Annotated in this window: 24 protein-coding genes and 1 tRNA gene; 4 read left to right on the forward strand and 21 right to left on the reverse strand. The window is 58.4% G+C overall.

The window, feature by feature from the left end; genetic code table 11:
- Positions 1–91: 91 nt before the first annotated feature.
- From AAFH99_RS03755 to AAFH99_RS03770, 4 genes are all read left to right on the forward strand, one after another.
- A complete protein-coding gene (locus AAFH99_RS03755; protein WP_406828686.1) occupies positions 92–2842 on the forward strand; it encodes a TonB-dependent receptor domain-containing protein in 2751 nt (916 codons plus the stop codon).
- 102 nt (positions 2843–2944) lie between these two features.
- Entirely contained in the window at positions 2945–3529 is a 585-nt protein-coding gene (locus AAFH99_RS03760) for an RNA polymerase sigma factor (RefSeq protein ID WP_081848138.1), read from the forward strand.
- Complete coding sequence (locus AAFH99_RS03765; RefSeq protein ID WP_406828687.1) at positions 3526–4572, forward strand: FecR family protein; 1047 nt, start codon at positions 3526–3528, stop codon at positions 4570–4572. The genes AAFH99_RS03760 and AAFH99_RS03765 overlap by 4 nt, the downstream gene beginning before the upstream one ends.
- Before the next feature lie 225 nt (positions 4573–4797).
- On the forward strand, positions 4798–5637 hold the full coding sequence (locus AAFH99_RS03770; RefSeq protein ID WP_406828689.1) for a 23S rRNA (adenine(2030)-N(6))-methyltransferase RlmJ: 840 nt from the start codon (positions 4798–4800) through the stop codon (positions 5635–5637).
- A gap of 310 nt (positions 5638–5947) precedes the next feature.
- Here the strand turns inward: AAFH99_RS03770 and AAFH99_RS03775 are convergent, their stop codons facing one another.
- From AAFH99_RS03775 to AAFH99_RS03875, 21 genes are all read right to left on the reverse strand, one after another.
- A complete protein-coding gene (locus AAFH99_RS03775) occupies positions 5948–6571 on the reverse strand; it encodes a 2OG-Fe(II) oxygenase (protein ID WP_406828691.1) in 624 nt (207 codons plus the stop codon).
- Between the two features lie 5 nt (positions 6572–6576).
- Positions 6577–6963, reverse strand: coding sequence for a hypothetical protein (locus AAFH99_RS03780; RefSeq protein ID WP_406828692.1), 387 nt, complete (start codon positions 6961–6963; stop codon positions 6577–6579).
- On the reverse strand, positions 6960–7376 hold the full coding sequence (locus AAFH99_RS03785; RefSeq protein WP_406828693.1) for a hypothetical protein: 417 nt from the start codon (positions 7374–7376) through the stop codon (positions 6960–6962). The genes AAFH99_RS03780 and AAFH99_RS03785 overlap by 4 nt, the downstream gene beginning before the upstream one ends.
- Positions 7377–7518: 142 nt before the next feature.
- Positions 7519–7833, reverse strand: coding sequence for a hypothetical protein (locus AAFH99_RS03790; RefSeq protein ID WP_406828694.1), 315 nt, complete (start codon positions 7831–7833; stop codon positions 7519–7521).
- A 226-nt stretch (positions 7834–8059) separates the two neighbouring features.
- Positions 8060–8452 (reverse strand): hypothetical protein, encoded by a 393-nt coding sequence (locus AAFH99_RS03795; protein WP_406828696.1) that lies wholly within the window; start codon positions 8450–8452, stop codon positions 8060–8062.
- Positions 8453–8464: 12 nt separating this feature from the next.
- Complete coding sequence (locus AAFH99_RS03800; protein ID WP_406828698.1) at positions 8465–9454, reverse strand: hypothetical protein; 990 nt, start codon at positions 9452–9454, stop codon at positions 8465–8467.
- 118 nt (positions 9455–9572) lie between these two features.
- On the reverse strand, positions 9573–9875 hold the full coding sequence (locus AAFH99_RS03805) for a hypothetical protein (RefSeq protein ID WP_406828699.1): 303 nt from the start codon (positions 9873–9875) through the stop codon (positions 9573–9575).
- Positions 9872–10009: a hypothetical protein gene (locus tag AAFH99_RS03810; RefSeq protein ID WP_406828701.1), complete on the reverse strand. Its 138-nt coding sequence runs from the start codon at positions 10007–10009 to the stop codon at positions 9872–9874. Before AAFH99_RS03810 ends, AAFH99_RS03805 begins: the two co-directional genes overlap by 4 nt.
- 237 nt (positions 10010–10246) lie before the next feature.
- Positions 10247–11584, reverse strand: coding sequence for an AAA family ATPase (locus AAFH99_RS03815; protein ID WP_406828702.1), 1338 nt, complete (start codon positions 11582–11584; stop codon positions 10247–10249).
- Positions 11581–11994: a hypothetical protein gene (locus AAFH99_RS03820; RefSeq protein WP_406828703.1), complete on the reverse strand. Its 414-nt coding sequence runs from the start codon at positions 11992–11994 to the stop codon at positions 11581–11583. The genes AAFH99_RS03815 and AAFH99_RS03820 overlap by 4 nt, the downstream gene beginning before the upstream one ends.
- Positions 11991–12317, reverse strand: coding sequence for a hypothetical protein (locus AAFH99_RS03825; RefSeq protein ID WP_406828704.1), 327 nt, complete (start codon positions 12315–12317; stop codon positions 11991–11993). Before AAFH99_RS03825 ends, AAFH99_RS03820 begins: the two co-directional genes overlap by 4 nt.
- The gene (locus tag AAFH99_RS03830) at positions 12307–12579 is read right to left on the reverse strand and encodes a hypothetical protein (protein WP_406828705.1); all 273 of its coding nucleotides are present in this window, start codon (positions 12577–12579) and stop codon (positions 12307–12309) included. The genes AAFH99_RS03825 and AAFH99_RS03830 overlap by 11 nt, the downstream gene beginning before the upstream one ends.
- The gene (locus AAFH99_RS03835; protein WP_406828706.1) at positions 12576–12743 is read right to left on the reverse strand and encodes a hypothetical protein; all 168 of its coding nucleotides are present in this window, start codon (positions 12741–12743) and stop codon (positions 12576–12578) included. The genes AAFH99_RS03830 and AAFH99_RS03835 overlap by 4 nt, the downstream gene beginning before the upstream one ends.
- Before the next feature lie 356 nt (positions 12744–13099).
- Complete coding sequence (locus tag AAFH99_RS03840; protein WP_406828707.1) at positions 13100–13312, reverse strand: helix-turn-helix transcriptional regulator; 213 nt, start codon at positions 13310–13312, stop codon at positions 13100–13102.
- A gap of 71 nt (positions 13313–13383) precedes the next feature.
- The gene (locus AAFH99_RS03845; protein WP_406828708.1) at positions 13384–13959 is read right to left on the reverse strand and encodes a hypothetical protein; all 576 of its coding nucleotides are present in this window, start codon (positions 13957–13959) and stop codon (positions 13384–13386) included.
- A 3-nt stretch (positions 13960–13962) separates the two neighbouring features.
- Entirely contained in the window at positions 13963–15270 is a 1308-nt protein-coding gene (locus AAFH99_RS03850) for a tyrosine-type recombinase/integrase (RefSeq protein ID WP_406828709.1), read from the reverse strand.
- A gap of 161 nt (positions 15271–15431) precedes the next feature.
- Positions 15432–15507: transfer RNA gene (locus AAFH99_RS03855), tRNA-Phe, on the reverse strand.
- A 123-nt stretch (positions 15508–15630) separates the two neighbouring features.
- Entirely contained in the window at positions 15631–15912 is a 282-nt protein-coding gene (locus AAFH99_RS03860) for an oxidative damage protection protein (protein WP_406828710.1), read from the reverse strand.
- A gap of 8 nt (positions 15913–15920) precedes the next feature.
- Entirely contained in the window at positions 15921–17042 is a 1122-nt protein-coding gene (gene mutY / locus AAFH99_RS03865; RefSeq protein ID WP_406829162.1) for an A/G-specific adenine glycosylase, read from the reverse strand.
- Positions 17043–17216: 174 nt separating this feature from the next.
- On the reverse strand, positions 17217–19334 hold the full coding sequence (locus AAFH99_RS03870; RefSeq protein ID WP_406828711.1) for an AsmA family protein: 2118 nt from the start codon (positions 19332–19334) through the stop codon (positions 17217–17219).
- A gap of 97 nt (positions 19335–19431) precedes the next feature.
- On the reverse strand, positions 19432–21675 hold the full coding sequence (locus AAFH99_RS03875) for a TonB-dependent receptor (RefSeq protein WP_043320061.1): 2244 nt from the start codon (positions 21673–21675) through the stop codon (positions 19432–19434).
- Between the last annotated feature and the right edge of the window lie 95 nt (positions 21676–21770).

Here is a 21770-nt window from a genome sequence, read left to right on the forward strand (position 1 = left end):
TCAGTAGTCGTACTAGTGGTTTGATACTGCTAGCGAGCTGCCGTCGCGTCCGGCCCCGCACAATGCGGGGATCAGCGATGACGAACTGCCTATGCTCAAGACCTACCACAGGTCAATGTTCGCCCGAATTCTGGCGGCGCAGCTTGGGGCCATTCCGGCCGGCCTCGCTATTGCCGAAACCCAGGCTCAGGATCCGGTTCGCACCGCTCCCGCGCTCTATACTTTCCAGCTTCCCGCCCAGCTCCTTGAGCAGTCACTGCTGGCATTTTCCCGTGAGACCGGACTTGCCGTTATGGTCGGAGCGCAAGGCCATTCCCATCTCGAAGCGCCGGCGCTTACCGGGGTTTTCAGTGTTGACGAAGCCATGAGTCGATTGCTGGCAGACTCCGGTCTGCGGTATCGCCGGGTAGACGGGCAGGGGATTGTCATTCTGCCTGCTTCGGAAAAGTCCCCTGCGCCGGTAATCGAAACCGTTGTGCAGGAGGAAGCCCGCCCCTTACTGGAAGAGATTGAGGTAATCGCCAGCAAACGTCGCACAAACCTGCAGCGCACACCCATGACGGTGACAGCGCTACACAGTGGGCTGTTGCAGGAGCGCAATATCGACAGTCTCGAAGCTCTGGCTGCAGAAGTGCCAAGCCTGCAGGTGACCCGCAACGGCGATCACACCGCCTCCATGCTGTATCTGCGCGGTGTCGGCTCCGACAATCACACGGAGGCTGGTGACTCCGGGGTGGCCACCCATGTGGATGGAATCTTTAGCAGCCGTGTGCAGGGCTCGGCGGTATTGCTATACGACCTGGATCGGGTGGAAGTATTACGCGGCCCCCAGGGAACGCTGTTTGGCCGCAACTCCACCGGGGGAGTCATCAATTATCACACTGCCCGACCGGAGCGCGAGTGGTCGGCTGAGTTCAGTACATCCATGGGAAGTTTCCAGGAGCAGAAGCTGAATGCGGTGCTCAATGCCCCGCTCACGGAGGGTTGGGCTCTGCGCTGGGCGGCAGTCCGGCATCTCGCAGACAGTCCCATCGAATACAGTGAAGACTCGGTCTTTGCGCGCGCTGCGGATCGCTATGACAATACAGACCTGTTCAGTTACCGCCTCAGTTCCGCGTGGCAGCGCGAGGGGTTATTTAACTGGTGGTTGAGCTACGAGCGCTTCGAAGACCGGGGTGCGGGCAGTCTCCCCATCGTTGATTACGACACCCCGGTGACCATCGACACCCCCGGCCGTACACAGCTCGACCAGGACGCCTGGCGCAGTCGTCTGGAAGTGCAGTTACCGGCTGCGCACACCCTTAGCTATATCAATGGCTACGGAATTACCCGGCGCAGTCAGGACTGGGATGCGGACCGCACAGGCCCTGTGGGCAGTGAAACCGACCCCGCACACTATCACCAGAGTAACCGCACCATCTGGTCGCGCTATCGCGCCCGCCAGCACGAGCTGCAGCTAAAAAACAGTGACGAACAGCAACTGCGTTGGCTATTGGCATATTTTCAGTTTGCGGAAAAAAATGCCATTCGCTTTGATTTAGAGCACCAGCTGGCCAATGGAAGTGGATGGGGTGGCGCGCCCGCTCACAGTTTTCAGCAACCGGATCGCGGTACCCGTATGAGTGCGGTATATGGGCAGCTGGATTACGACATCAATGAAAACTGGCAGGTGAGCGCTGGCGCCCGCAGCGGGCGCGATCAGCGCTACGATCGCGGTGGAAGAAATATCGCCTGTCCCGACCTGATCCGATCCGATCGTGGGGGAATACTCGGCGATATCGCTGTAAACGAAGCCTCCGCAGCCGAAGATCAATGCTACGTGGCCAACTATAACGACGTGGACCGGGCCTGGCGGAGCACCACCGTCATGACGCGTCTCAGTTACCAGCCCAGTGACGACGCCCTACTGTACTTGCTTTACGCCGAAGGGTTTAAACCCGGTATTGTGCAGGATGGTGCACCCCTGCAAGGTGAATACGAGGGGGCGAGTGACCCGGATTATCAGTCCGCGCTGGCTGCCCTGATTCGCCGCAATAATAACGGCGCCGCCTATGTTGGCCCGGAGACCAGCGCCAATGTGGAGCTGGGCTTCAAGCTGGGCCTTTTGGATGGTGCTATGACTTTGAATGGTGCCCTTTTCAATACCTGCTATCGCGACCTTCAGGTTTCCGGGATTGCCGTAGAAGAAGACGGCACCGAACTGATTCGCAGCACCAACGCCCCCAGCGCGACCATTCGCGGCCTCGAACTCGAATTGAACTGGGCTCCGGGGCGCAACGGCCGGGTCAGCGGATTCCTGTCCTGGCTGGACGCGCGTTACGACCATTTCCTCGCCGTGGACAACGAGTACCCAAACCACGGCCAGACCTGGAACCCCAGTGCTGGCAACCCGGCGCTTCCCAACCTGGTGGACTTCAGTGGTAACCGCCTGAAGCAGGTGCCTGGCCTCAGCCTGGGGGTCAATTACCGCTACGGTTTCGCTCTTTCAGATCGGCTGCGCGCAACCGCACGTGCCGGCCTGCGCTACACCACCAGCATGTACTTCGATGAGGCCAACCGCGGCAACCGTTCGGGATGGATACTGGAAAATGCGACCGGCCAGTGGGTGCAGGATCCCGCCGGTGCTACCCGTGATTTTGACCGCCGTGACACGGCAACGCTGTTGAGTGCGGGTGTGAAGCTACAGCCGGTGGATGGTAATTGGTGGTTGGATGTGTTTGGCGACAATCTGACAAACACCTTGCTGGCCAGCGATGTCCACGAGGCCGATGTGGCCGCTCCCGCCTACTACTACAGTCCACCCCGCACCTTCGGCTTGCGTCTGGGCCTGCATTTTGATTGAGCAGCGAAAAAATTCTTCACACAGGGGGGACGTTCTCCCCTGTCCACCCGTTCTAACGACGAGAGTAGTATCCGATAACAAAAACAATGGTGATGAGAACCCATGGCGACAGCGTTGGCGAGTCCGATGACGAGCGATAGCGACGACCCGAAAGCGCCCGGGATCGCAAGGGACCTGGATTTCTACTACCGTGAGTATCAGCAGGAGCTGTGCCGGTATGCGGTGAGTAAATTCGGTCTGTCATACAGTGAAGCGGAGGACCTGGTGCAGGAAGCATTTGCCCGTATGGCACCGCAGTTGCAGGACGGTGATATCGAGCATGTACGCGCTTTTCTGTACCGGTCTGTTCACAATGCAACCATAGATGCATTGCGCAAGGGCCAGGTCCGTGAAAGCTATGCACAATCCGTCCAGGATGACCCCGATCGCGAACAGGACAGTCGTAGCCCCGAACGGGTTGCGGCCAGTCGTCAGTTCCTCAGCCTGATCAGTCGCGCCCTGTGGAATATGCCCCACAAACGTCGCCGACTCCTGTTAATGAACCGTGTCGACGGGCTTTCTTACGCAGAAATCGCGCGTCGGGAAGGCCTCTCTGCCACGGTTGTGAAGAAACACGTGGCCAAAGCACTCGCGGGGTGTCAGGAAGCTCTGCGGGTCAATGGTGCTAAGTACGGTGGAGAATCATGATGGCGACTGGTAACAGTCATCCGCAAACCGATATCCGGCAGACCGAAGCGGAAGCCCGCGAGTGGTTTATGCTACAGGCCGAGCGCCCGCTGTATGCCGGCGAGCAGGCCGCGTTCGAAGTTTGGATGCAGCAACCGCACAACCGTAACGCCTTGCAACAGCTGGAGCAGATAGATCGCGGCCTGGCCGTTCTGTCGGCAACTGAAGAGGGCGCACGACTGCGCCAACCCGGCGCACTACTCAGCTTTTTTCAAAACCTGAGAAGTTATTTTGGTGTTAGCCCGCTGAGTGGTCTCGTATTTGCGTGCACACTGATGCTAGCCGTTGGCGTTGTATATCTGGCGTCCTGGCAGAATCACGGCGAGTCCACAACGGGCTACGTGTCGGAGCTCGCACAAATCCGCGAGATCACCTTGCCGGACGGCACCAAAGTAACGCTCGGCGGTGACTCCGCGATCGAGACCGATTTCCGCAGCGCTGCGCGCAACGTGAAACTACTGCGCGGCCAAGCGTTTTTTGACGTCAGTAAAGACCCTGAGCGCCCGTTCTTTGTCCATGCGCAAGGCGCCGAGGTGCGGGTGGTCGGCACCCGCTTTGATGTAAACGCCGGCAACAAAATGAATCCGGCGGTAAAGGTAACCGTGGAACAAGGCATTGTTGATGTGGCAGCCAGGTCGCCGGGGCAGCAGGGCCCGGCAGCGACTGGCAAGGTGCGACTGACCGCTGGCCAGCAGGTGAATGTGCGTGAAGATCAGGTCAGCCGGATCACTAAGGTCGATGCTGCCCAGGTTGCGGGTTGGCGTCAGGGCAAGTTCAGCTACCGGGACGCGCCACTTTCCGAGATAGTGGCCGATGCCAATCGTTACCGCAAACAGCGCATCGTGATTGGCACACCGGAACTGGCGAACCTGCGCGTAACCACCGCCTTTACCGCAGATCAGGCCGACACACTGGTTGCCATGCTTGAGCAGTCGCTGCCGGTGCGCGTTTTTCGGGAACCGGACGGGCGCGTGATTATCTGGCCCGGCAGCGTGGAAAGCTGAATCCAGGCTAGCGAAAGTGCTCACTTAAATGCCCGGAAAATCCGGGCATTTTTATACCTAAAAAAAGATTGCCAGCCTTCTTAAACGCCTCTAAAGTTCGCCGGCTTTCCCGGTGAGCCCGAAAGTCCGGCCGGCTTCAACCCTCCCTACCTAGTGCTCACCCCGCCGCTGCCATGTTCCCAGTGGCAGTGAAACCGCTCTGTTTTGGCCATTCCCGGTGGGCGCATGTTCAGTTATCGACACGGTTTTCACGCCGGCAACTTTGCCGATGTGCTCAAGCATCATGTGCAAGTGGAAATTATTTCCTACCTGAAAAAGAAAGAAGCTCCTTTCGACTATATCGACACCCATGCCGGTTCCGGACTCTATCGTCTGCAGTCCGCGATGGCGCAGAAGAATCAGGAGTACCTCAATGGCATTGGCAAGCTTTACGGAAAAGAAGAGATACCGGCACTGGCTCCCTATCTGAATGTGGTTTCCGGACTGAACGCCGAAGGCAGTCTATCTCGCTACCCCGGTTCGCCCTGGGTCGCGGCACAATTGTTGCGGCCTCAGGACCGGGGCTGGCTGTTTGAGCTGCACCCCGGCGAAGTGGAAAACCTGCGCGAGAATTTTCGCGGCAATAAACAATGCCGGGTGCGGGAAGAAGATGGCTTTCAGGGTTTGGCCGCGCTGTTGCCAACCCGGTCCCGCCGGGCTCTTATTCTGATTGACCCTCCCTATGAGCAGAAGGCGGACTACCAGCGGGTTATTTCCGCGTTATCACTGATCCACCGCAAGATGGCTACCGCCACAGTGGCACTCTGGTATCCGGTGGTTGCGCGCCGCCAGATTGATTTACTGGTACAACAGATAGCGTCGTCGGGGATTCGCAAGATTGATCGCTACGAACTCGGCGTACGCTCCGATAGCGAAGGGCACGGGATGACGGCCTCAGGAATGATTGTGGTAAATCCGCCGTGGACTTTGCGGGAGCAGATGGAAGTATTGTTGCCGGAATTGGCTGAGCGCTTGAGTGAGGATGGTGGTCTTCACTATCGGTGTGAGGTTTTGGTGGGTGAATAGGTGCGGGCTTCGCGCTGCTGGCGCGCTCGTTGCAAATCGCTTCGCGATTAGTCGAACCGCGGTGGTAGTGTCCCAAGTGCATCCATGCACTTGGCCCTTCGGGTGCCTTCGGCAGACCAAAACGCTCCCGGCGTTTTGTCAACCGCATCCGGGCACCATACAAAAAAGGCCCCATCCGCAAGGATGGGGCCTTTTTTGTATGGTGCCAGAGGCGGAATGGTATTTATTACATAGGTAATTGAAATATAAGGGGTTTTTATTCCTGTGATTGATCTGTATACCAACCTGTATACCCAAGAAGCCGGATACCTCAATAACACCAGCAAACCAGGGCCAGCCGCTCGCCAGATTCCACCGGCGCGACGCGGTGCAATCTCTCCGCCGGAAAAAGGCAGGCGGCCCCCAAGTCATTTGCAGCAAAATGCCATTCTCCGGAATCACCAAGCACTATCAGGCCGCCGCCGGCATATGAATCCGGTTCGGATAGTTGCACAGAGACCGTTAGCCGTCTTGGCGCGGTTGCATCGCTGTCTTTGTGCCAATTGAAGTGGTCTCCGGCCCTGTACCGAACAATGCGGGCTTGCTCCGCCAGCCTGAGCCCGTTCAGGCCAAGCTTGACCCCAGCAGCACAGATGCACGGCCACAATTGATCCATAACCCACTTAAACCGGTCTTCTGAGGGGTCAAAAAAGGTTTCTAATGCGGAATAGCGCCCGGTATCTACCGCTCCGATCCCCGCCACACCGACTAGACCGGTGTGCCAGTGTTGACCCCTCAATTCACTCATCAAGCGCTGGCAATCGGCCCCGGAAAACAACGAAGTCTGGTACGCGACATTGGGAGCTAACGGTCGGACGCCGCTCTCGTATTCAGCCTGGGCGGCCTCCATTTGCTCACCAACTCGCTGTAAATAGGCTATATCGAATATATCCATGCGCGCTAATCCTCGCGAGCAATTACCAACAGGGCACCAAGCTCTGCCAAGATTTCTTGCACAGAAAGTAAATCACCACAGTTCAGTTGCGAGATGGGCACTGATAGCTGACTGGCCGCTGCACCGGCGGCAATTGAAATTGAGTATGCATCGCCCTGGGTGAACATTTCCGGAGGCATTAGGGCCACGATCTCTTTTTCGGTCCGGCGGATGGCGACACTTGAACATGCTGTCAGCTTTTTCAGCGGATCGCTTGGGCGGCAGCGCCCCTCAAGGATCGCGTGAGCATCTCCGTAGTTCCCATTCTCAATATGATCGAGGGCGGCACTCATATCCTGTAGCAGTGCCAGTACAAGCGGGTTTGCCGCGAGCTTGATGGTTTGATCGGTCATCGTTGTTTACTGCCCTGGGTTGGGCCTCCATTTGCAAATTTGTTCTTCTTGTGCGCTGAGCCAGGGCTCACTTTCGTCGCGGTGCTCGGGGTAAGGCCGAATTCCCCGGCCAGTGCTCGATACTGAGCAATGATGTGCCCAGTTGGCGCGGCACCGGCAGCGTACTGCTGGACAATTTTCCCATGCAACGCACACAAGTGGGCGAGCGGGCTTAAGCACCCCTCTGTGAGCAACCCATTGGCGTGCAGAAGCCCGCTAAGGCGTTCCCATTCGCGTAGCGCATGGCTATTAGGGAGCCAATCTGGCGGCGGTGGAATATCTTCAAGGGGTGGTAGCTCAAGACTGTCGTTTTCGTCGATACGGCGGGAGCCTTTCAACAGTTTGAGGCTTTTTGGTTGCTTCGGTGGTGGCATGGGTCGCTCCTAAGTCGGCGCCAGGTCACTGGGGTCAAAAAACCAGTTTTCTGAAGCGGGCATGCAAAAAAACGATTGGCGGCGTGGTGTCCGCTTGGGGCGCTTCTGACTTTCGAAGTACCCCCCGGGCACCCTTCAACCCCTACTGGATACACTGAGGGGCGCTGTGGTAGCTCACAGGAGCGACGTGGGAGCGCTTGCCTTGTAGGTCAAACCCACGCGCAGCCCAGAACAGCGCCGACTCCACGAGCCTTTGTGCTTGCTCCTCGGAATGAATGTGTACGCCTTCCACCTCCGCAAAGAGGTAGTGGCCGGCGGACGTGGATACGGTCACTGTTACCCCACCTCCATCCTCCATCGGATCCACCTCTACAAAGGTGGCACTGTTCCCTTCGTAACCCTCGGCAGCTGCCGCTGCCTGGGCTTCGATACTCTGCATTGCCTCGTGAATGTTCATGCCGCTACCCCTCCAGCTGTCAGGCGTTTTATCGTAAGCCCTATATCGCGGAGACGATCCGCAGCGGCCAGTATCGTGGGTGATCCAGGGTGGCTCATCAGATACCAGCCACCGTTTCTATCTCGGTCTTGTTGATTAGTGGCGATTTTGACTTTGAATCCGGCGTGAGCAGCAGCTCGTTTGAAGTCCATGTATTCAGGGCTTGCCTGAGGTTTGCTACCGATTCTCACTTTAGAACCCCTTTAACCGCGAGTTGCCAATAAGGTGATGAGCCCGGCTCATAGTTGCAGCTGGAGTCATATACGTGCACCCACATCGAACCTTTGTGCGTTACGACATCGCCCCGCTCATACCGGAGAGCACGCTGATAGGTGCCGCAGTAATCCAGGCCTTTGGATTCAATCGATTCCAGTTTGCTTTCGAGGTCTTCAATGCGCTTTAAAAGTGGTTTTTGCCTTTTATCAATAAGCTCACGCACTGAGTCAAAAAGGATTTTGGCTGATGACTTCCCCCCGCTGCCCCCTTGCTCGAGGTTTTTCACCCTGTCCGCGAGTGGTTGTATCTGCTTACTCAGATAGCTATGCAGGCCCTCTACAAATTTTTCCATATTCACATTCATATCCGCCTCCCATCACTCAACAATTACAGCAGATGCGGAAGTGACGATACGGTAGGAGCGCTCGACCAGAAGCCCCGCGCTGTTTGTCTGCCACAGGGACGTAAGCTCGCCTTCTGCGGTTGGGTCATCGGCCATCATTACGCTTGCGTGGCTGGCACTGCGGGCTACGAAATCTGAAGCCCAGACGGCGCAATGCTCGGCGGGGATAACAATCATTTGAGGGTCACTGCTTTCGGCCTCGTAGCCGATGATGTGAAGGTCAGGGACGAACTCACCCCCAGAAACGGACATTCTGCCGTCTGATTGCATTGCCAAGCCTGGCACTAAGCTCCAATCGGCCAGAACAACATAGCCTCGGGAGGGCTCCGCTTGGGCCAATGCGTTTTGCAGGGATTCAAATGCGTTAGCACCTGGCGTCGCCGTGGGCGAGTTTGAGTCCACAAACTCCATGGCAAATGCCTTGTTTGCGGCGGCGGTAACTGCGTTGGTCAGCTCTCGCTCAAACAGTGCCATGCCCGCTGTGTTACCGGCGCGCAGTAATTCAGCTGTCACAACGACGATGCTTGCGACCTTGCGGTCCTCTACTTCCTCACCGGCAATATTCAGGTGTCGGATTGCCTTTGGTGCACCTTCTGCAACCACATCGGCAGTGGTGCCAGAAGCAACCAATACGTTGTGCAGGTCCATCGGGATTTCGCGGCAGTAGCGTAGCGTAGTGGTGAGAGCGTCACGGTGTGCAATAGACCCGAGGTAGGTCTGCGCCAGAAGTTGACCCGGGGCAGCTTGCCAGGCCGGGGTCAGGGAGTTGGCGGGAGTGGCGGCTTTGCAGAAATGGTCTAGGACATCTCCTACACCGGCCATCTCGCGGATTTCATTCATCGCGTTGCCAACATTGCCCTTGGCCAGTGTGAGCAAAACGAATTTGGCTAGCCTGAGCTGTAAATCGGGGTTGCTGTCTTGCTTGAGCTGCAGCAAAAGGCGGTCGCGGTCGGTCATCGGCATGGTGTTATTCCTGTTCAGTGAATGATTGGTTAAATATCCAGTAGTACAGGGTTATTGTCTTGCCGGTATAACCCGGCATCCACGACCAAACAGATGGTTAATGCAGCGTTGTGCCGGGTTATCTCTCCCGTGTTCCCTCGATCCAGTGCGCGAGGTCCACCAAGCGATAAGAAACGCGGGTTTTATTTCCGATCCCACGGCGATAGGCAGTTGGCCCGGTTTTTTCTCGGCGGATTCGCTGAAGGTGGTCCGGGCTATAACCAAGCACGGCTGCTGCATCAGCCTCGCCAATACGCAAATCAAATGAGAGCTGCATCCCAGCAGCTCTGGCGGTATCCGCGAATAATTGCGCGGTTTTAAATACCCTCTCGTCATAGTCGCTGCACTGCAACCGAAGGGCGTCCAGCTGGCTTTCAATCATTTCAACACTCCCAATAGTGCTAAGGCATGGGACGCCCACCAGGTAGGCCAGGCGACAATCAGCAATATCGCTGCGGTTATCAGCTCGACTTCCTTATCGTCCATCAGCACCACCCCATTGATTAATTCGGCCAATTCGCGCACCCCCAAATTTGTGCACCAGGTAATGGCGCATCTGTTTGGCTGTGTACTGTTCGGGGTCGATGATGGTTAGACGGTCGCCGTCGATCTCTGCGTGCCATACCTTGGCCACCGGTTCGGGCTCAGGCTCGAGCCCACCGAAGTGGGCCTCCCATATCCGGCGGATCGGTGAAAGCCGGTCTAATCTCAGCAGGTGCGGCGGTGGGTTTCGCGTAGTGTGGATGCGCGCTTTCACGAATCACCCCCGCAATGACCGCAGCCCTCACCGGCACAGCTCGGACAGAATTTGTTTAAGTCCGCCTTAACACCGCCACTCTGGGAACTGGCGGTGTTAAACCCAGAATCACCCTGAAACCCTTGTGAATACTGGCTTTCTTTAAGGCCGCCAGATTTAGAGGTGGGGCTGGCGGTCTTGCTGTTGGCGGTCTTACCCGGAAGCATCCATTCCCAGTGGCCGCGTCCACGCTCGGCACCGTCCTGAACCCGGTGAGCTTCCACCCCCAATTCCTTTTTGGCTCGCTCTACCGTTCTCCAGCTGGTCCCTGAAGCGGTAGCTTCCTGCTTGATGGCTTTCACTGGTACCGGGCCCGACCACAGCAGTTCTTCCAGCCAAGTCAGGGCGTCATCGCGTGCAGAGGATCCGACTTCAGTGTCACCGATGATCTCCCGGGCAGTTCCCTCGATCACATCCCCCCAAACAACACGAGAGGCGGACAGGCCATTCAGCTCTACCTGTTCCAGGTCATACTGGAATCCGCCGCCATCGGGGCCAATGTTCGATTTGGCCCGCGCAATAATGCGGTCACCGTCTTCCCCCTTGGTTGCCACCATGACCACTCGAGCGAGCGCGCCGAAGGCAATAGACCCAGTAATACGCTCCGTGGGATCTCTCCCTGCCGTCCCTTTGGAAAAGTGCGTGATACCCAGTACGGCACAATTCAGACGGCTTGCGAGGTTTACGACAGGCTGTAGAGCCCGCCTTACCTCTGCGTTCTTGTGGGAATCACCGGTAACCGCGGAAACCACAGGATCGGCAATCAGCAGTCGCACCCCCCCAATGTCTTCGGCCTGCTTTTCGAGGGTCAGGATGTCAGTTGCCGGGTTGAAGGGGCGCGGCTCGCCGCAAGACATTACATCCCCCACGATAAATACCCGCCCCAGATTGGCGCCAGAGGCCATCAGGCGCGGGACCAATGTGTCGGCGGCGTCGTCCTCCCCGGACCAGATCAAGACATTACCAGCGGGCGCTCGCGTACCGTCGGGCCACACGGCACCGTTAGAGACTATGGCAGCAATACTGAGAGCCGCTGTGGTCTTGCCACAGCCAGGGTGGCCACCAAAGATGTGGAGTTTTCCCGCCGCCAGCCATCCAGGCCACAACCAGTCAATTGGCCGACAGCGGACGTCACTAGCTCGGGTCAATTTGACCGCAGGCGGTTGCGCTTGCTGCACCTCAGTACGCAGGTGCTCAATATCCGCAGGTGTGGGCATAGGGCCGGTGTACTGCCCCTCCCCCCATACCTGGTCAACTTCCAGTGCTTCACGTTTTGCAGCTTCGATTGTGCTCAAAGTGGGCGCCTCCCTGTTGCCTGCTCGATGCGCTGGCAAGCGAGTTCAACGCGGGCGGCATCCGTTGGGCTGATGCGCCGGCCACGTTTCAGATCCGCCGCGGCAAAGCGCAGGATTTGGAACTCGAAGTGGACGGCATTGGCGCGTGCCTGAGCCTGTCTCCGCTGCCGGTAGGTTGGGTCTGGCCTTAATCCGTTGTCAGGGAATAGATCACCCCACGAGAGACCAAGGGCAGCGAGAATGCTGTGATTGTCGCAACCGGCCCAGCACTTCAGCAGGAGCTTGCCGTCTTCCGCCTCTGTAACCTGAAGGGTGTTGCGGTCACAAACGGAACAGGTGCCCCGGTACCGGTCTTTTCCGATCGCGCGGAACTTGCCACCGGGGTAAAAGCGTTCAATAGGTGCTTTCATCGTCCGGCCTCCTGCAGTAACTCCAGGGTCAGATTGGCGGCGGTCTGAAGATGGCCGGCGCGGTCAATGCCTCCCATATCGCGGTATTGGCCTGTTGGGCCAAGGTCGAATAAGGCATCACGCAGCAGCGAAGCCGCAGCGGCTATCTCGGGGCGGGGCTGGCGCAGGGGGTGGATTTGATCCAGGCGCTTTGCCGCGACTCGCTCTCTGAATGCCAGTTCCTCGTGTAGGTTTTCAATTAGCTGGTCACGTTTGCGGAGCTCAGCCTTCAGCTGTTCGATTTGGTCGAATACTGTTTGCGGGGGAAAGGTTTTAGTAGTCATCAGAAACCCTCCGGCCGAGCATGATCAAGGCATGTAGATCGGAACTGGTTGACTCGATAAACACCCCCAGTGACTGCAGGGTGTTAACCATTTCGTCAGCGTGGGCGCCGGTAACTTCTGGCTCGCTACCGCCAGCGCCGAGCATCTCGGCAATGGTGGCGACACAGCGGGCGGACTGCTCGATGTGAGAGGATTTTTCGGTAAGTAGGTTTTCCAGCCAGGTCAGCTGTTCATCGGTAAAGGCGGGACGATTGCTCATCATTTCACACCGTCCTTGCGCTCCAGGCGGCGCGCGGCTTCGGCGTGGTGGCGGAAGCGGGCAATACGGGTTTTAAGGCTGGTGTCACTGTGAAGCGCTGCCAGGGCCATGGCGCGGTGAGCGCGCACGCGGCGGCGTACAGACGGACTTTGGGCGGGGTATTTCATTGATGGGACTCCTTTGTGTTTGGAGTCGCCACCGCTTGCGGCCAAGCAAGTTTGGGTGGCGACTGTGCGCGGGTTGGCCGACCGGTCACAAAGGAAACCGGCACACCCTAAGGTGTCCCACGCACAGCCGCCATAACAACGAGCGGGCAAAAAAAATGCGCCCACTCTTATGCGGCGCACTTGCGCCTTTGTGATTCTGAAGGTTCGGCCAATGAACCCTGTTACTGGTTTCTCAGCAACGAGCGAAATGTACACCCCGGCTGGCAGATCCGCAAGCTGGCGGGTAGAATTGGTGGTCGAGAAATATGCAATTTGGCGCTTGTCCTTCGGGGTTGCGCCATTTTTTTTGTTGGTCATTAAGCAGCACCCCTCGCATCCATTTGCTTTTGCTGCCATGCGGCAAGCTCGTCTTCAGGGATGTAGGCGCGCGCTTGGCGGGCGGTACCGGTCTTAACCGGCCGGGGAAATGATTTGTCGCTGTCTATCAGCCTGTATAGGCCGCTGCGAGATATGCGCAGCACCGAACAGGCCTCATTCAGAGTTAGAAATTGACTTGTTTTTTTGTGCATCACCATGCTCCTTTTTGCTTGGTGATACGAAGGTTATGCACGATTTTAGGCGGAAGCAGTATCCGCGGAATTCACTTCCAAAAATGCGGTAAACCTATAGCGGGTTCCTGGGTAATAGCCTCGTCATAAAACATTCGAAGCATTGGAAGTAGGCGGATCGCTTCTGCCTGATGTTTCTTGATGCGGTTGGACATTGCACGTTCTCCAATTCCGCAATCTGTTGCAAGGGTGCGTCTAGCTTCACGCTGTGCTTTATCGACTGGCGCTCCATCTTGCTGCAGCCTTTCTAGTCTAAGTAGATACGCTGCAACGGACATAACTGCCGGGTATAGCGCCTTGGTGCTGGCAAGTTCATTTCCTTGCTTACGATCAACCCCGAGGCGCCGGCCGACTTCAGCCATTCTGTCTCTAGTATCTGAATAGCCGCTGTCACTGCCGGGACTGATAAGCACTGACAGAGCATTGCTTATAGCTTTTAGATCCTCGTCCGCGACTTCTTGTCCGCTCTCCACAGCTTCACAAAATCGCGCTACCAATTGTTGTCCGTCGGTGGTTCCCCTAAACCCTCCGACACCTAATATACGCATCTGGGTTACTTGTCCGATGTTCTGCTTCTTTTCGCCATCCACTTTTTTCCAGACTTTCATTGACTAAGCCCTTCGCAGTCGCGCAACGTCCAACCCCTTTGGTTGGGAATATTCAAACGGCGCCACGTATTCCCGGCGGCTCTCCTCCAGGTACTTACTCCACCAGTCCAGCATCAGGCGCCGCTCCTCCAGGTGCTCGGCCTTGTGAATGTATGCGGCACGCACGCCGTTGCGCTCTTTGTGGCTCATCTGGCGTTCTACGGCATCGCGGGACCAAAGGCCGGACTCAACCAGAGCGCTGCAGGCCATGGTTCTGAAGCCGTGCCCACAGACGTCCTGCTGGGTGTCGTATCCAAGGCGGCGCAGTGCCTTGTTGATCGTGTTCTCGCTCATGGGGCGGCCGTTGTTGGAGTCGCTGGGGAAGATCAGGGCGCTGCGGCCGCTCAGGGTCTGGATCTCTTCCAGCAGTTGAAGGGCGGCGGGCGAGAGCGGCACCAGGTGGGTATCGCGCATCTTGCTGCCGCGGGTGGAGTGCGGCACGCCTTCGATCGCTTCCCGCTCTGGTGGAATAATCCAGAGCTTGCGCTTCCAGTCGATCTCGCTCCATCGGGCGAACCGCAATTCGCTGGAGCGGATAAAGACGTGCAAGGTCATCAGCATGGCCAGGCGGGTAAGTGGGCGCCCAGTGTATTCGTGGATCTTGTTTTGCAGTTCCCCCAGGCGCTCTAAGGGAAGGGCAGGCCGGTGCTTGGCTTTACGGGTTTTCACTGCGCCGGTCAGGTCTTGCGCCGGGTTGTAGTCGATCAGCCCGTTTTGTACGGCGTAGCGGAATACAGAACAGATCCGCTGCTGTAAGCGGGCGGCCATATCCAGGGCGCCGCGGGTTTCCACTGCCCGGAGAGGTGCCAGCAGGTCGCGGGTCTTAAAGTCCTCGATGCCGACTCGGCCGATCATTTGGAATAGGTTGGCTTCCATCTCCCTAATGACCCGCTCGGCGTGGGGGCCGGACCACTTATCGCGGGCAACCTGACTGCGGTGCCAATCGCGGGTGACTGCCTCGAAGGTCAGAGCGCCGGATTTTGCTGCCTGCTCGGCTTTCTTGTGGTCGATGGGGTCGATGCCGGCAGCCAGCAGCTCCGCAGCGTCATCGCGTTTCTGTCGTGCAGTTTTCAGGCGGGTGGAAGGGTAGCGCCCGAATGTCATCAGCCCTTGTTTTCCGCTGGGGCGCTTGAACTTGTAGCGCCAAACCTTCAGGCCGGTGCGCTTTACCAGCAGGTGCAGGCCGTTGCCGTCGAACAGGCTGTAATCCTTATCCGCGGGGCGGGCGGCCTCGCATTTCGGGTCAGTAAGAGGGGCGATTTTCTTCGGCATGGGTATACGCTCGTTATCGAACCGGGCTGTATACCGAAGCATATACCGAAAGGGAGGGATTGTGTGGAGGCATGTAGAATCATACAGGCACAAAAAAACCCGCGAGGGTGCGGGTTTTTTTGGGCTTTCCGATCATGCGGGGGCATGTGGAAATATATTAGTGGTGCCCAGAGGCGGAATCGAACCACCGACACGGGGATTTTCAATCCCCTGCTCTACCGACTGAGCTATCTGGGCATTGCTGATTCGGGGTTGTCCCCGGCAGCGAGGCGCGTATTAAACCTGCTCTCTCGGGGGGAGTCAACCCTTTGATTGATAAATAGTTTTTGCGATTGATCGGGGGAGTTGGTGAGCGGTTGCTTACTTGTCGCTGTCTTGCTCGGGGACGAAGCCTTCGGCGTCGTCATAGTCTTCGCCGCTGAAAAATTTGCTCATCTGTTCGGCCAAATAGGCGCGAGAGGAGGGTTCCATCATGTTCAGACGCTTTTCGTTAATCAGCATGGTTTGATGGGCCATCCACTCCTGCCAGGCCTTGGCGGAGACGTTGTCATAGATGTCCTGCCCTTTGGGGCCCGGGAACGGCGGGTTGGGGAGGCCTTCGAGTTCTTCCTGGTATTTGCGGCAGAAGACGGTGCGGGACATGGTTTCTCCTAACAGGGTGCCAATAGTGGGGCCCGCAGCGCCAGTAACTGTTTGACCAGCTTGGCGATGGGTGCGGGCAGGCCCAGATCCTGGCCGGATCTGGGGCGATCGAGCTGGCGCAGTTTATACCAGCCGCTGGCCCCTTCCGCCACCTGCGAGGGCCTGCGGGGCAGGCTTATCCACACCGGGTGGATATCCAGATGAAAGTGACTGAAGGTGTGGCGCATGGGCGGCAGGGCCTGAATCTCGCTGGCGTCCAGATCCTGCGCAGCCAGCCATTCCTGGGCGCTGGCCTCGCCGCCGTCGTCGCCCTCAAGCTGTGGCGGTATCCAAAGGCCACCCCAGATGCCACTGGCGGGGCGTTGTTCGAGATACAGGTCGCCGTCGTGCTCGATCAGCAACAGGGTAGTCTGGCGCTCGGGCTTTTCCTTTTTCGGTTTCTTGCCGGGGTAATCCGTGGGGTTGCCCTGGGCGCGGGCGATGCAGTGATTCTCGAATGGGCAGCGCTCGCAGGCGGGTTTGGCGCGGGTGCACAGGGTGGCGCCGAGATCCATCATCGCCTGGGTATAGTCGCCGGTACGCTCTGCGGGGGTGTAGCGCTCGGCGATTTCCCACATCTGCTTTGCCACGGCGGTCTGCCCCGGCCAACCTTCGACGGCGTGGATACGGGCCAACACCCGCTTGACGTTGCCATCGAGAATCGCTGCCTTCAGACCCATGCTGATACTGGCAATGGCACCGGCGGTGGAGCGGCCGATACCGGAAAGCGCCGACAGTGCTTCGACATCCCGCGGGAATTCCCCGCCGTGTTCATTTACTACCGTCTGCGCACATTTGTGCAGGTTGCGCGCGCGGGCGTAGTAGCCGAGGCCGCTCCAGTGGGCGAGAACCTGATCCTGGCTGGCGGCGGCGAGGGCCTGCACCGTAGGAAAAGATTCCATAAAGCGCTGGTAATAGGGGATAACCGCCGCAACCTGAGTCTGCTGTAGCATGATTTCCGAAACCCATACTCGGTAGGGATTTATGTCCTGCTGCCAGGGGAGGTCGTGGCGGCCGTGCTGATCGAACCACTTGAGCAGGGCTGACTGAAAACGTTTTGGTGTTTTTGGGTTGATGGTGGGCTTGGGCATGAGCGTAAACAAAAATGGGCACCGCGAAGGGTGCCCATGCTACTGCGTTATGTGTTTTCGTCATACCGGCGAATACCGGTATCCAGTGTGTATTGGAAGCTCAGTAGAGCTGGACCCCGGCCTTCGCCGGGGTGACGAGGTGAGAGGCCGGGGTGACGGTAGGTGGTATGAAGATCAGTCGCCGCGGTTGAACAGGCCTTTGAATTTGTCTTTCAGCTTGTCCTTTAACTCATCGGTTTTCTCTTCCACCTTGTCCCCGTACTTTTTCTCCGCCTGGTATTTCAATTCATCGCGAATCAGGTCGTCGATGCGGCGGCTGTCGGGTTTGCAGGTGGTGGCGCCGGCCTCGTTGAACTTGGCGTTGCAGCGCAGGGGCAGCGGGCGGTTGCGCCAGCGGGAGTTCTGTACGGAACAGCCGTTGCCGGAGGTGCGCTCGCCGACAAGGGCGAGGCCTAGGGCGAAGTCAAAATCCTGCTGCTCCAGGTTGACGGTGCCATCGCCGGTGAGTGCGATATTTTCGATACCCGCATTGATGCCTTCCACCTTCGCCACATCGCCGTCCAGGTTTACGCTGGCACGCAGATCCTGCAGGCGGGTCTGTGCCGGCCATTCCACTTCGGGCATGGGGGTCTTTTCCGCATAGCTCACCAACTGGCACATGCCTTTTTCCAGATTGAATGGCGCCAGTGCCAGTTCCTCGGAATTGAGTTGCACGGCTGCGCGCAGGTTTTTCTGCAGAGCGAGGGTGTCGGCGCCGCTGGTCTGACCTACCCAGGTGAGGTTGGTTTTGCCGGACAGGGTGACCTTTTTCTGGTCGGTCGCCTCCGGTTCATCGCTGGCAAACAGGGCTTCCTGTACCTTGGAAATTTCCACCCCGGTGAGGCCACCGCTCAGCTCGCCGCGGGCGGAATTACCGCGGGCGTTGAATACGCCAGTGCTGTTCAGGGTGCCGCCGTAGAGGCCGGCGGCCAGTTTGTTCAGCTGGTACAGGCCGTTGCTCACGTTCACCGCCAGCTGTGGATTGTCGATTTCGAAATCCAGCGCGTGCAGCTTGTCCAGGGTCAGGTCCAGCTTGGCGTTGAATCCGCGCATGGCCTCCAGTGGCAGTTCCACCGGTTGTGCGGCGGCGACATCTGCGCTCAGCTCGTCCTGCTCTGGGGTGGTGGCAGGCGGTGGCAGGTAGTCGTCCACATTCAGCTCACCGCCTTTCAGGTCCAGGGAAACGCTGGGAACGGCTTTGGCGTCTGTGGCTGCCTGAAAGCTGGCGCTGCCGTTGAACGTATTGTCGTCCAGTGCCAGCTCCAATGGCTGCAGGTTCATCTGGGTGTCGGTGCCGCTGATATCGGCGTCGATGCGCAGGCTTTGCAGGGCACTGCTGCTCTGTGGCTTGTAGTCACTACCCACCGCGGCGAGCCAGCCGGCAATCGGTTCCACATCGACCTTGAGGTTCAGTTGGATTTGCCATGGGGCACTGGCCTCTACGCGACGAACATTACCGCGCAGATTGACCTCGGCCTTGGCACCCTCGGCACCGGTGAGCTTGATATTGGCTGGCTGCAGGCGCAGGCCGTTCAGACCCTCATCAATAGCGAGGCTGCTGTGGATATCAAGATTCACCGGCTCGGGGAGATCACTGCCGGCCAGTTCCGCCTGCAGGCGCACGTCGCCGGGTTTGCCGCCGGGGACCAGATTATCCGCGGCGATGTGCAGTTTACTGATGGCGTACTCGGTGCCGCTCTGTTTGTCGGTGTAGCGCAGAACGCCGTCTTCCAGGCGCAGTTGCTCCAGCGCCAGCTCAAGTCCACCACCTGAAGCGGACTCTTCCTCTTTGGGAATATCCAGGGTGGGCGGGGTTTCGCGCCTGGTTTTGGCGTCCTGTTCGGCTTTGGCTTCCATGGCGTCGGTGATCAGTTCCCAGTTGCCCTTGCCGTTTTTATCCACGGTGAGCGCCACCTGCGGGCCGAGCAATACGATTTCCTTGGCTTCGATACGCTTGTCCAGCAGTGGCATCAGCGCTACACCGACCGCCACCTTGTCCGCTTCAAGCAGGGATTCGCTGGGCAGTGCCAGAGGGGCGAGCTTTACCCCTTCGAGCTTGAGCGCGATATTCGGCCAGATCTGCCAGCCGATATCCCCGTCGAGGGTCAGGGCAATACCCTGGTCGGCGGCGAGCTTTACGATCTTGGGTTTGTACTGATTGGCGTCGAGGCCGGAGAGGAACCAGGCGATGACGCCGGCAAAAAGAACGAAGAGAACAACGAGGGTAATAAGACCGCGTTTGATCCAGGCCATACAGAGCGCATCCTTAATCTGACATTGGCGAGAGGGGTGCGGCACCCGGAACACAGGTTCCGGGTGCCGCGGATGCGACTATTGAAGCAGTTGACGGTCAGAATTGGAACCGGATACCCGCTTCCACGCTGCGACCCGCTTCCGGAGCAAAATCGCGCAACAGGGAAGTGGAGTTGCGGATCTCTTCATCCAGCAGGTTGCGCGCGCTGGCGAAGAGGACTGCGTCGGTGCCACCCAGGTTCAGGTTGTAGCGCGCGGTCAGGTCCATGCGGGTGTAACCCTCGGTGGTTTCCTCGAACGCGCCGGCGCGGTCCTGGGCTGCGGCTTTGGTGGTGCGCAGTTCCCAGTTCAGCTGGTCGTAGTTACCGCCAAGTGCCAGGCCTACACGCAACGGCGGCATGCGCGGAACGGCGCGGTGGTAGTCGGCGACTTCCTCGTGCTCATGTTCGTGCTCGTCGTGGTCCGCTTCTTCTTCGTGCTCGTGCTCATCGTGATGCAGCGCGAGATCACTGGTAAAGCTGGCGCGTACGCTGTCACCGAACAGTTCCACATAGTGACCGCCGGCGAAGGGGAAGCGCACGGAGGCTTCGGCACCGTAGAATACCGCGTCGCGATTGGTGTAACCGTAAATCGCCAGTTCTTCATCGTGGTTCTCTTCGCCGGTATTGGCGGCGTAGATGTAGTCGGTCACCCGGTTGTAGAACAGGTTGGTCTCGACCTGTACCGCGTGCCAGCCGGAGGCCTCCTGATTGTGGTGGTGGTAACCCAGCTCCAGGTTGAAGGATTTTTCTTTGTCGAGATCCTCTTCACCTTCCAGGTAGCGGGCCTCCGCCAGGTGGGCGCCGTCGGCAAACAGCTCTTCCGCCACCGGCGCGCGCTCGGCGTGGGTCAGGCCAAGGCTCAGGTGCTGGTGCTCCGCGAGGAAGTACTGGATAGAGCCGGACAGCCCCAGCAGATTGAAGTCCTGGGTTTCACCCTGCTCCGGATCGACGGTGACCTGCTCGACACGGCCCCCCAGATCCAGATGCCAGTCGCCCCAGGCGCGTTCTTTCATGGTGAACAGGCCGATGCTCTGGGTATTGCTGGGCTGTACAAACGCCTCGTCGCCAACCGCAGCAAAATCCTTGTTACTCAGCTGCATGCCGTAAGCACCACGCCACAGGCCGCCGTTGTCGTGGGTCAGTTCCACGCGGCTTTCCCAGGCTTCGTTGGTGAAGCGGGTGCCTTCGTGGAAGTGGTCGCCGTGAGACTCCAGCTCTACGTGCTCGTAATCGTTGTAGCCGAGACGCACGCTCAACTTGTCCCAGTACTCGCTGTTGAAGCGGTGCTCGCCCTTGATGTCGTAGCGGGTCTGGGTCATGGCGATGCGCACGCGCTCTTCACCATGCTCTTCATGTTCTTCTTCGTGCTCTTCCTCGAGGGCGTGATCCTCGTCTTCGTGGTGCTCGTCTTCCTCGTGCTCATCTTCGTGGCTGTGCTCGTGGGTGCCCAGGGGAATACCGTAGTTGTTTTCCAGGCGGTTCACCGAGAAGCCCAGGAAACCGGTATCGGTTACCCAGGATAGGCCGGCGCTGGCGCTTTTGGCACGGGCGTTGGTGTTGCCGACGAAGCCGTCTGTGTTGAACTCTTCTTCCTCGTGGTGCTCTTCCTCACCCTCGTGCTCTTCGTGGTCGTGCTCCTCATGCTCGCCATGTTCGCGGATCGCGAGGCCCGGGATCTCGGTATCGTCGTTGTCGCGGTAGACCCCGTCCAGATACCAGGCCACGTTGCCCGCACCACCGGTCAGGCGGAATACACCGGCATCCTGGCTGTTGGCGGTGTCGTGGCGCATTTCCACGGCGCCTTCCATTTCTTCCGGTACTTCACTGGGGATGCGTCCGTCGAGCACGTTCACCACACCGCCGATGGCGCCGCTGCCGTAGCGCAGGGCTGCCGGGCCGCGCAGGATTTCAATGCGTTCTGCCAGCAGAGGTTCAACGCTGATGGCGTGGTCGGAGCTGGTATTGGAGGCATCGGCCACGTCCAGGTTGTCGTTCAGCACCTTCACCCGATTGGCGCTCTGGCCGCGGATGACTGGCAGACCTACACCGCTGCCGAAAGCGGCATTGGAAACCCCCAGCTGATTGTTCAGGGTCTGCCCCAGGGTGCCGGCGGCCTCCTGGCGCAAGGCTTCACCGGATAGCACCGACACGGGCGCGGCGACCACATCGGCCGGCTTGGCGAGAGGTGATACGGTGACATTCACCTCTTCGATAGATTCTTTGGTGTCGACAGCCTGGGCGGAAACAGCAGAAGACAGCGCGCAGGCAACAGCCAGCGCCAGAGTGTTTACTCGGTACATTGTTGGTTATTCCTGTAAATCACAGGCAACGGCCACCCAAAAGGCCGACGCCAGAATACATAAGCGTTATTAGGCGACTAGCGGAAATGGCAGGC

The organism is Microbulbifer sp. ARAS458-1, from assembly GCF_045348205.1.
Taxonomy (GTDB): domain Bacteria; phylum Pseudomonadota; class Gammaproteobacteria; order Pseudomonadales; family Cellvibrionaceae; genus Microbulbifer.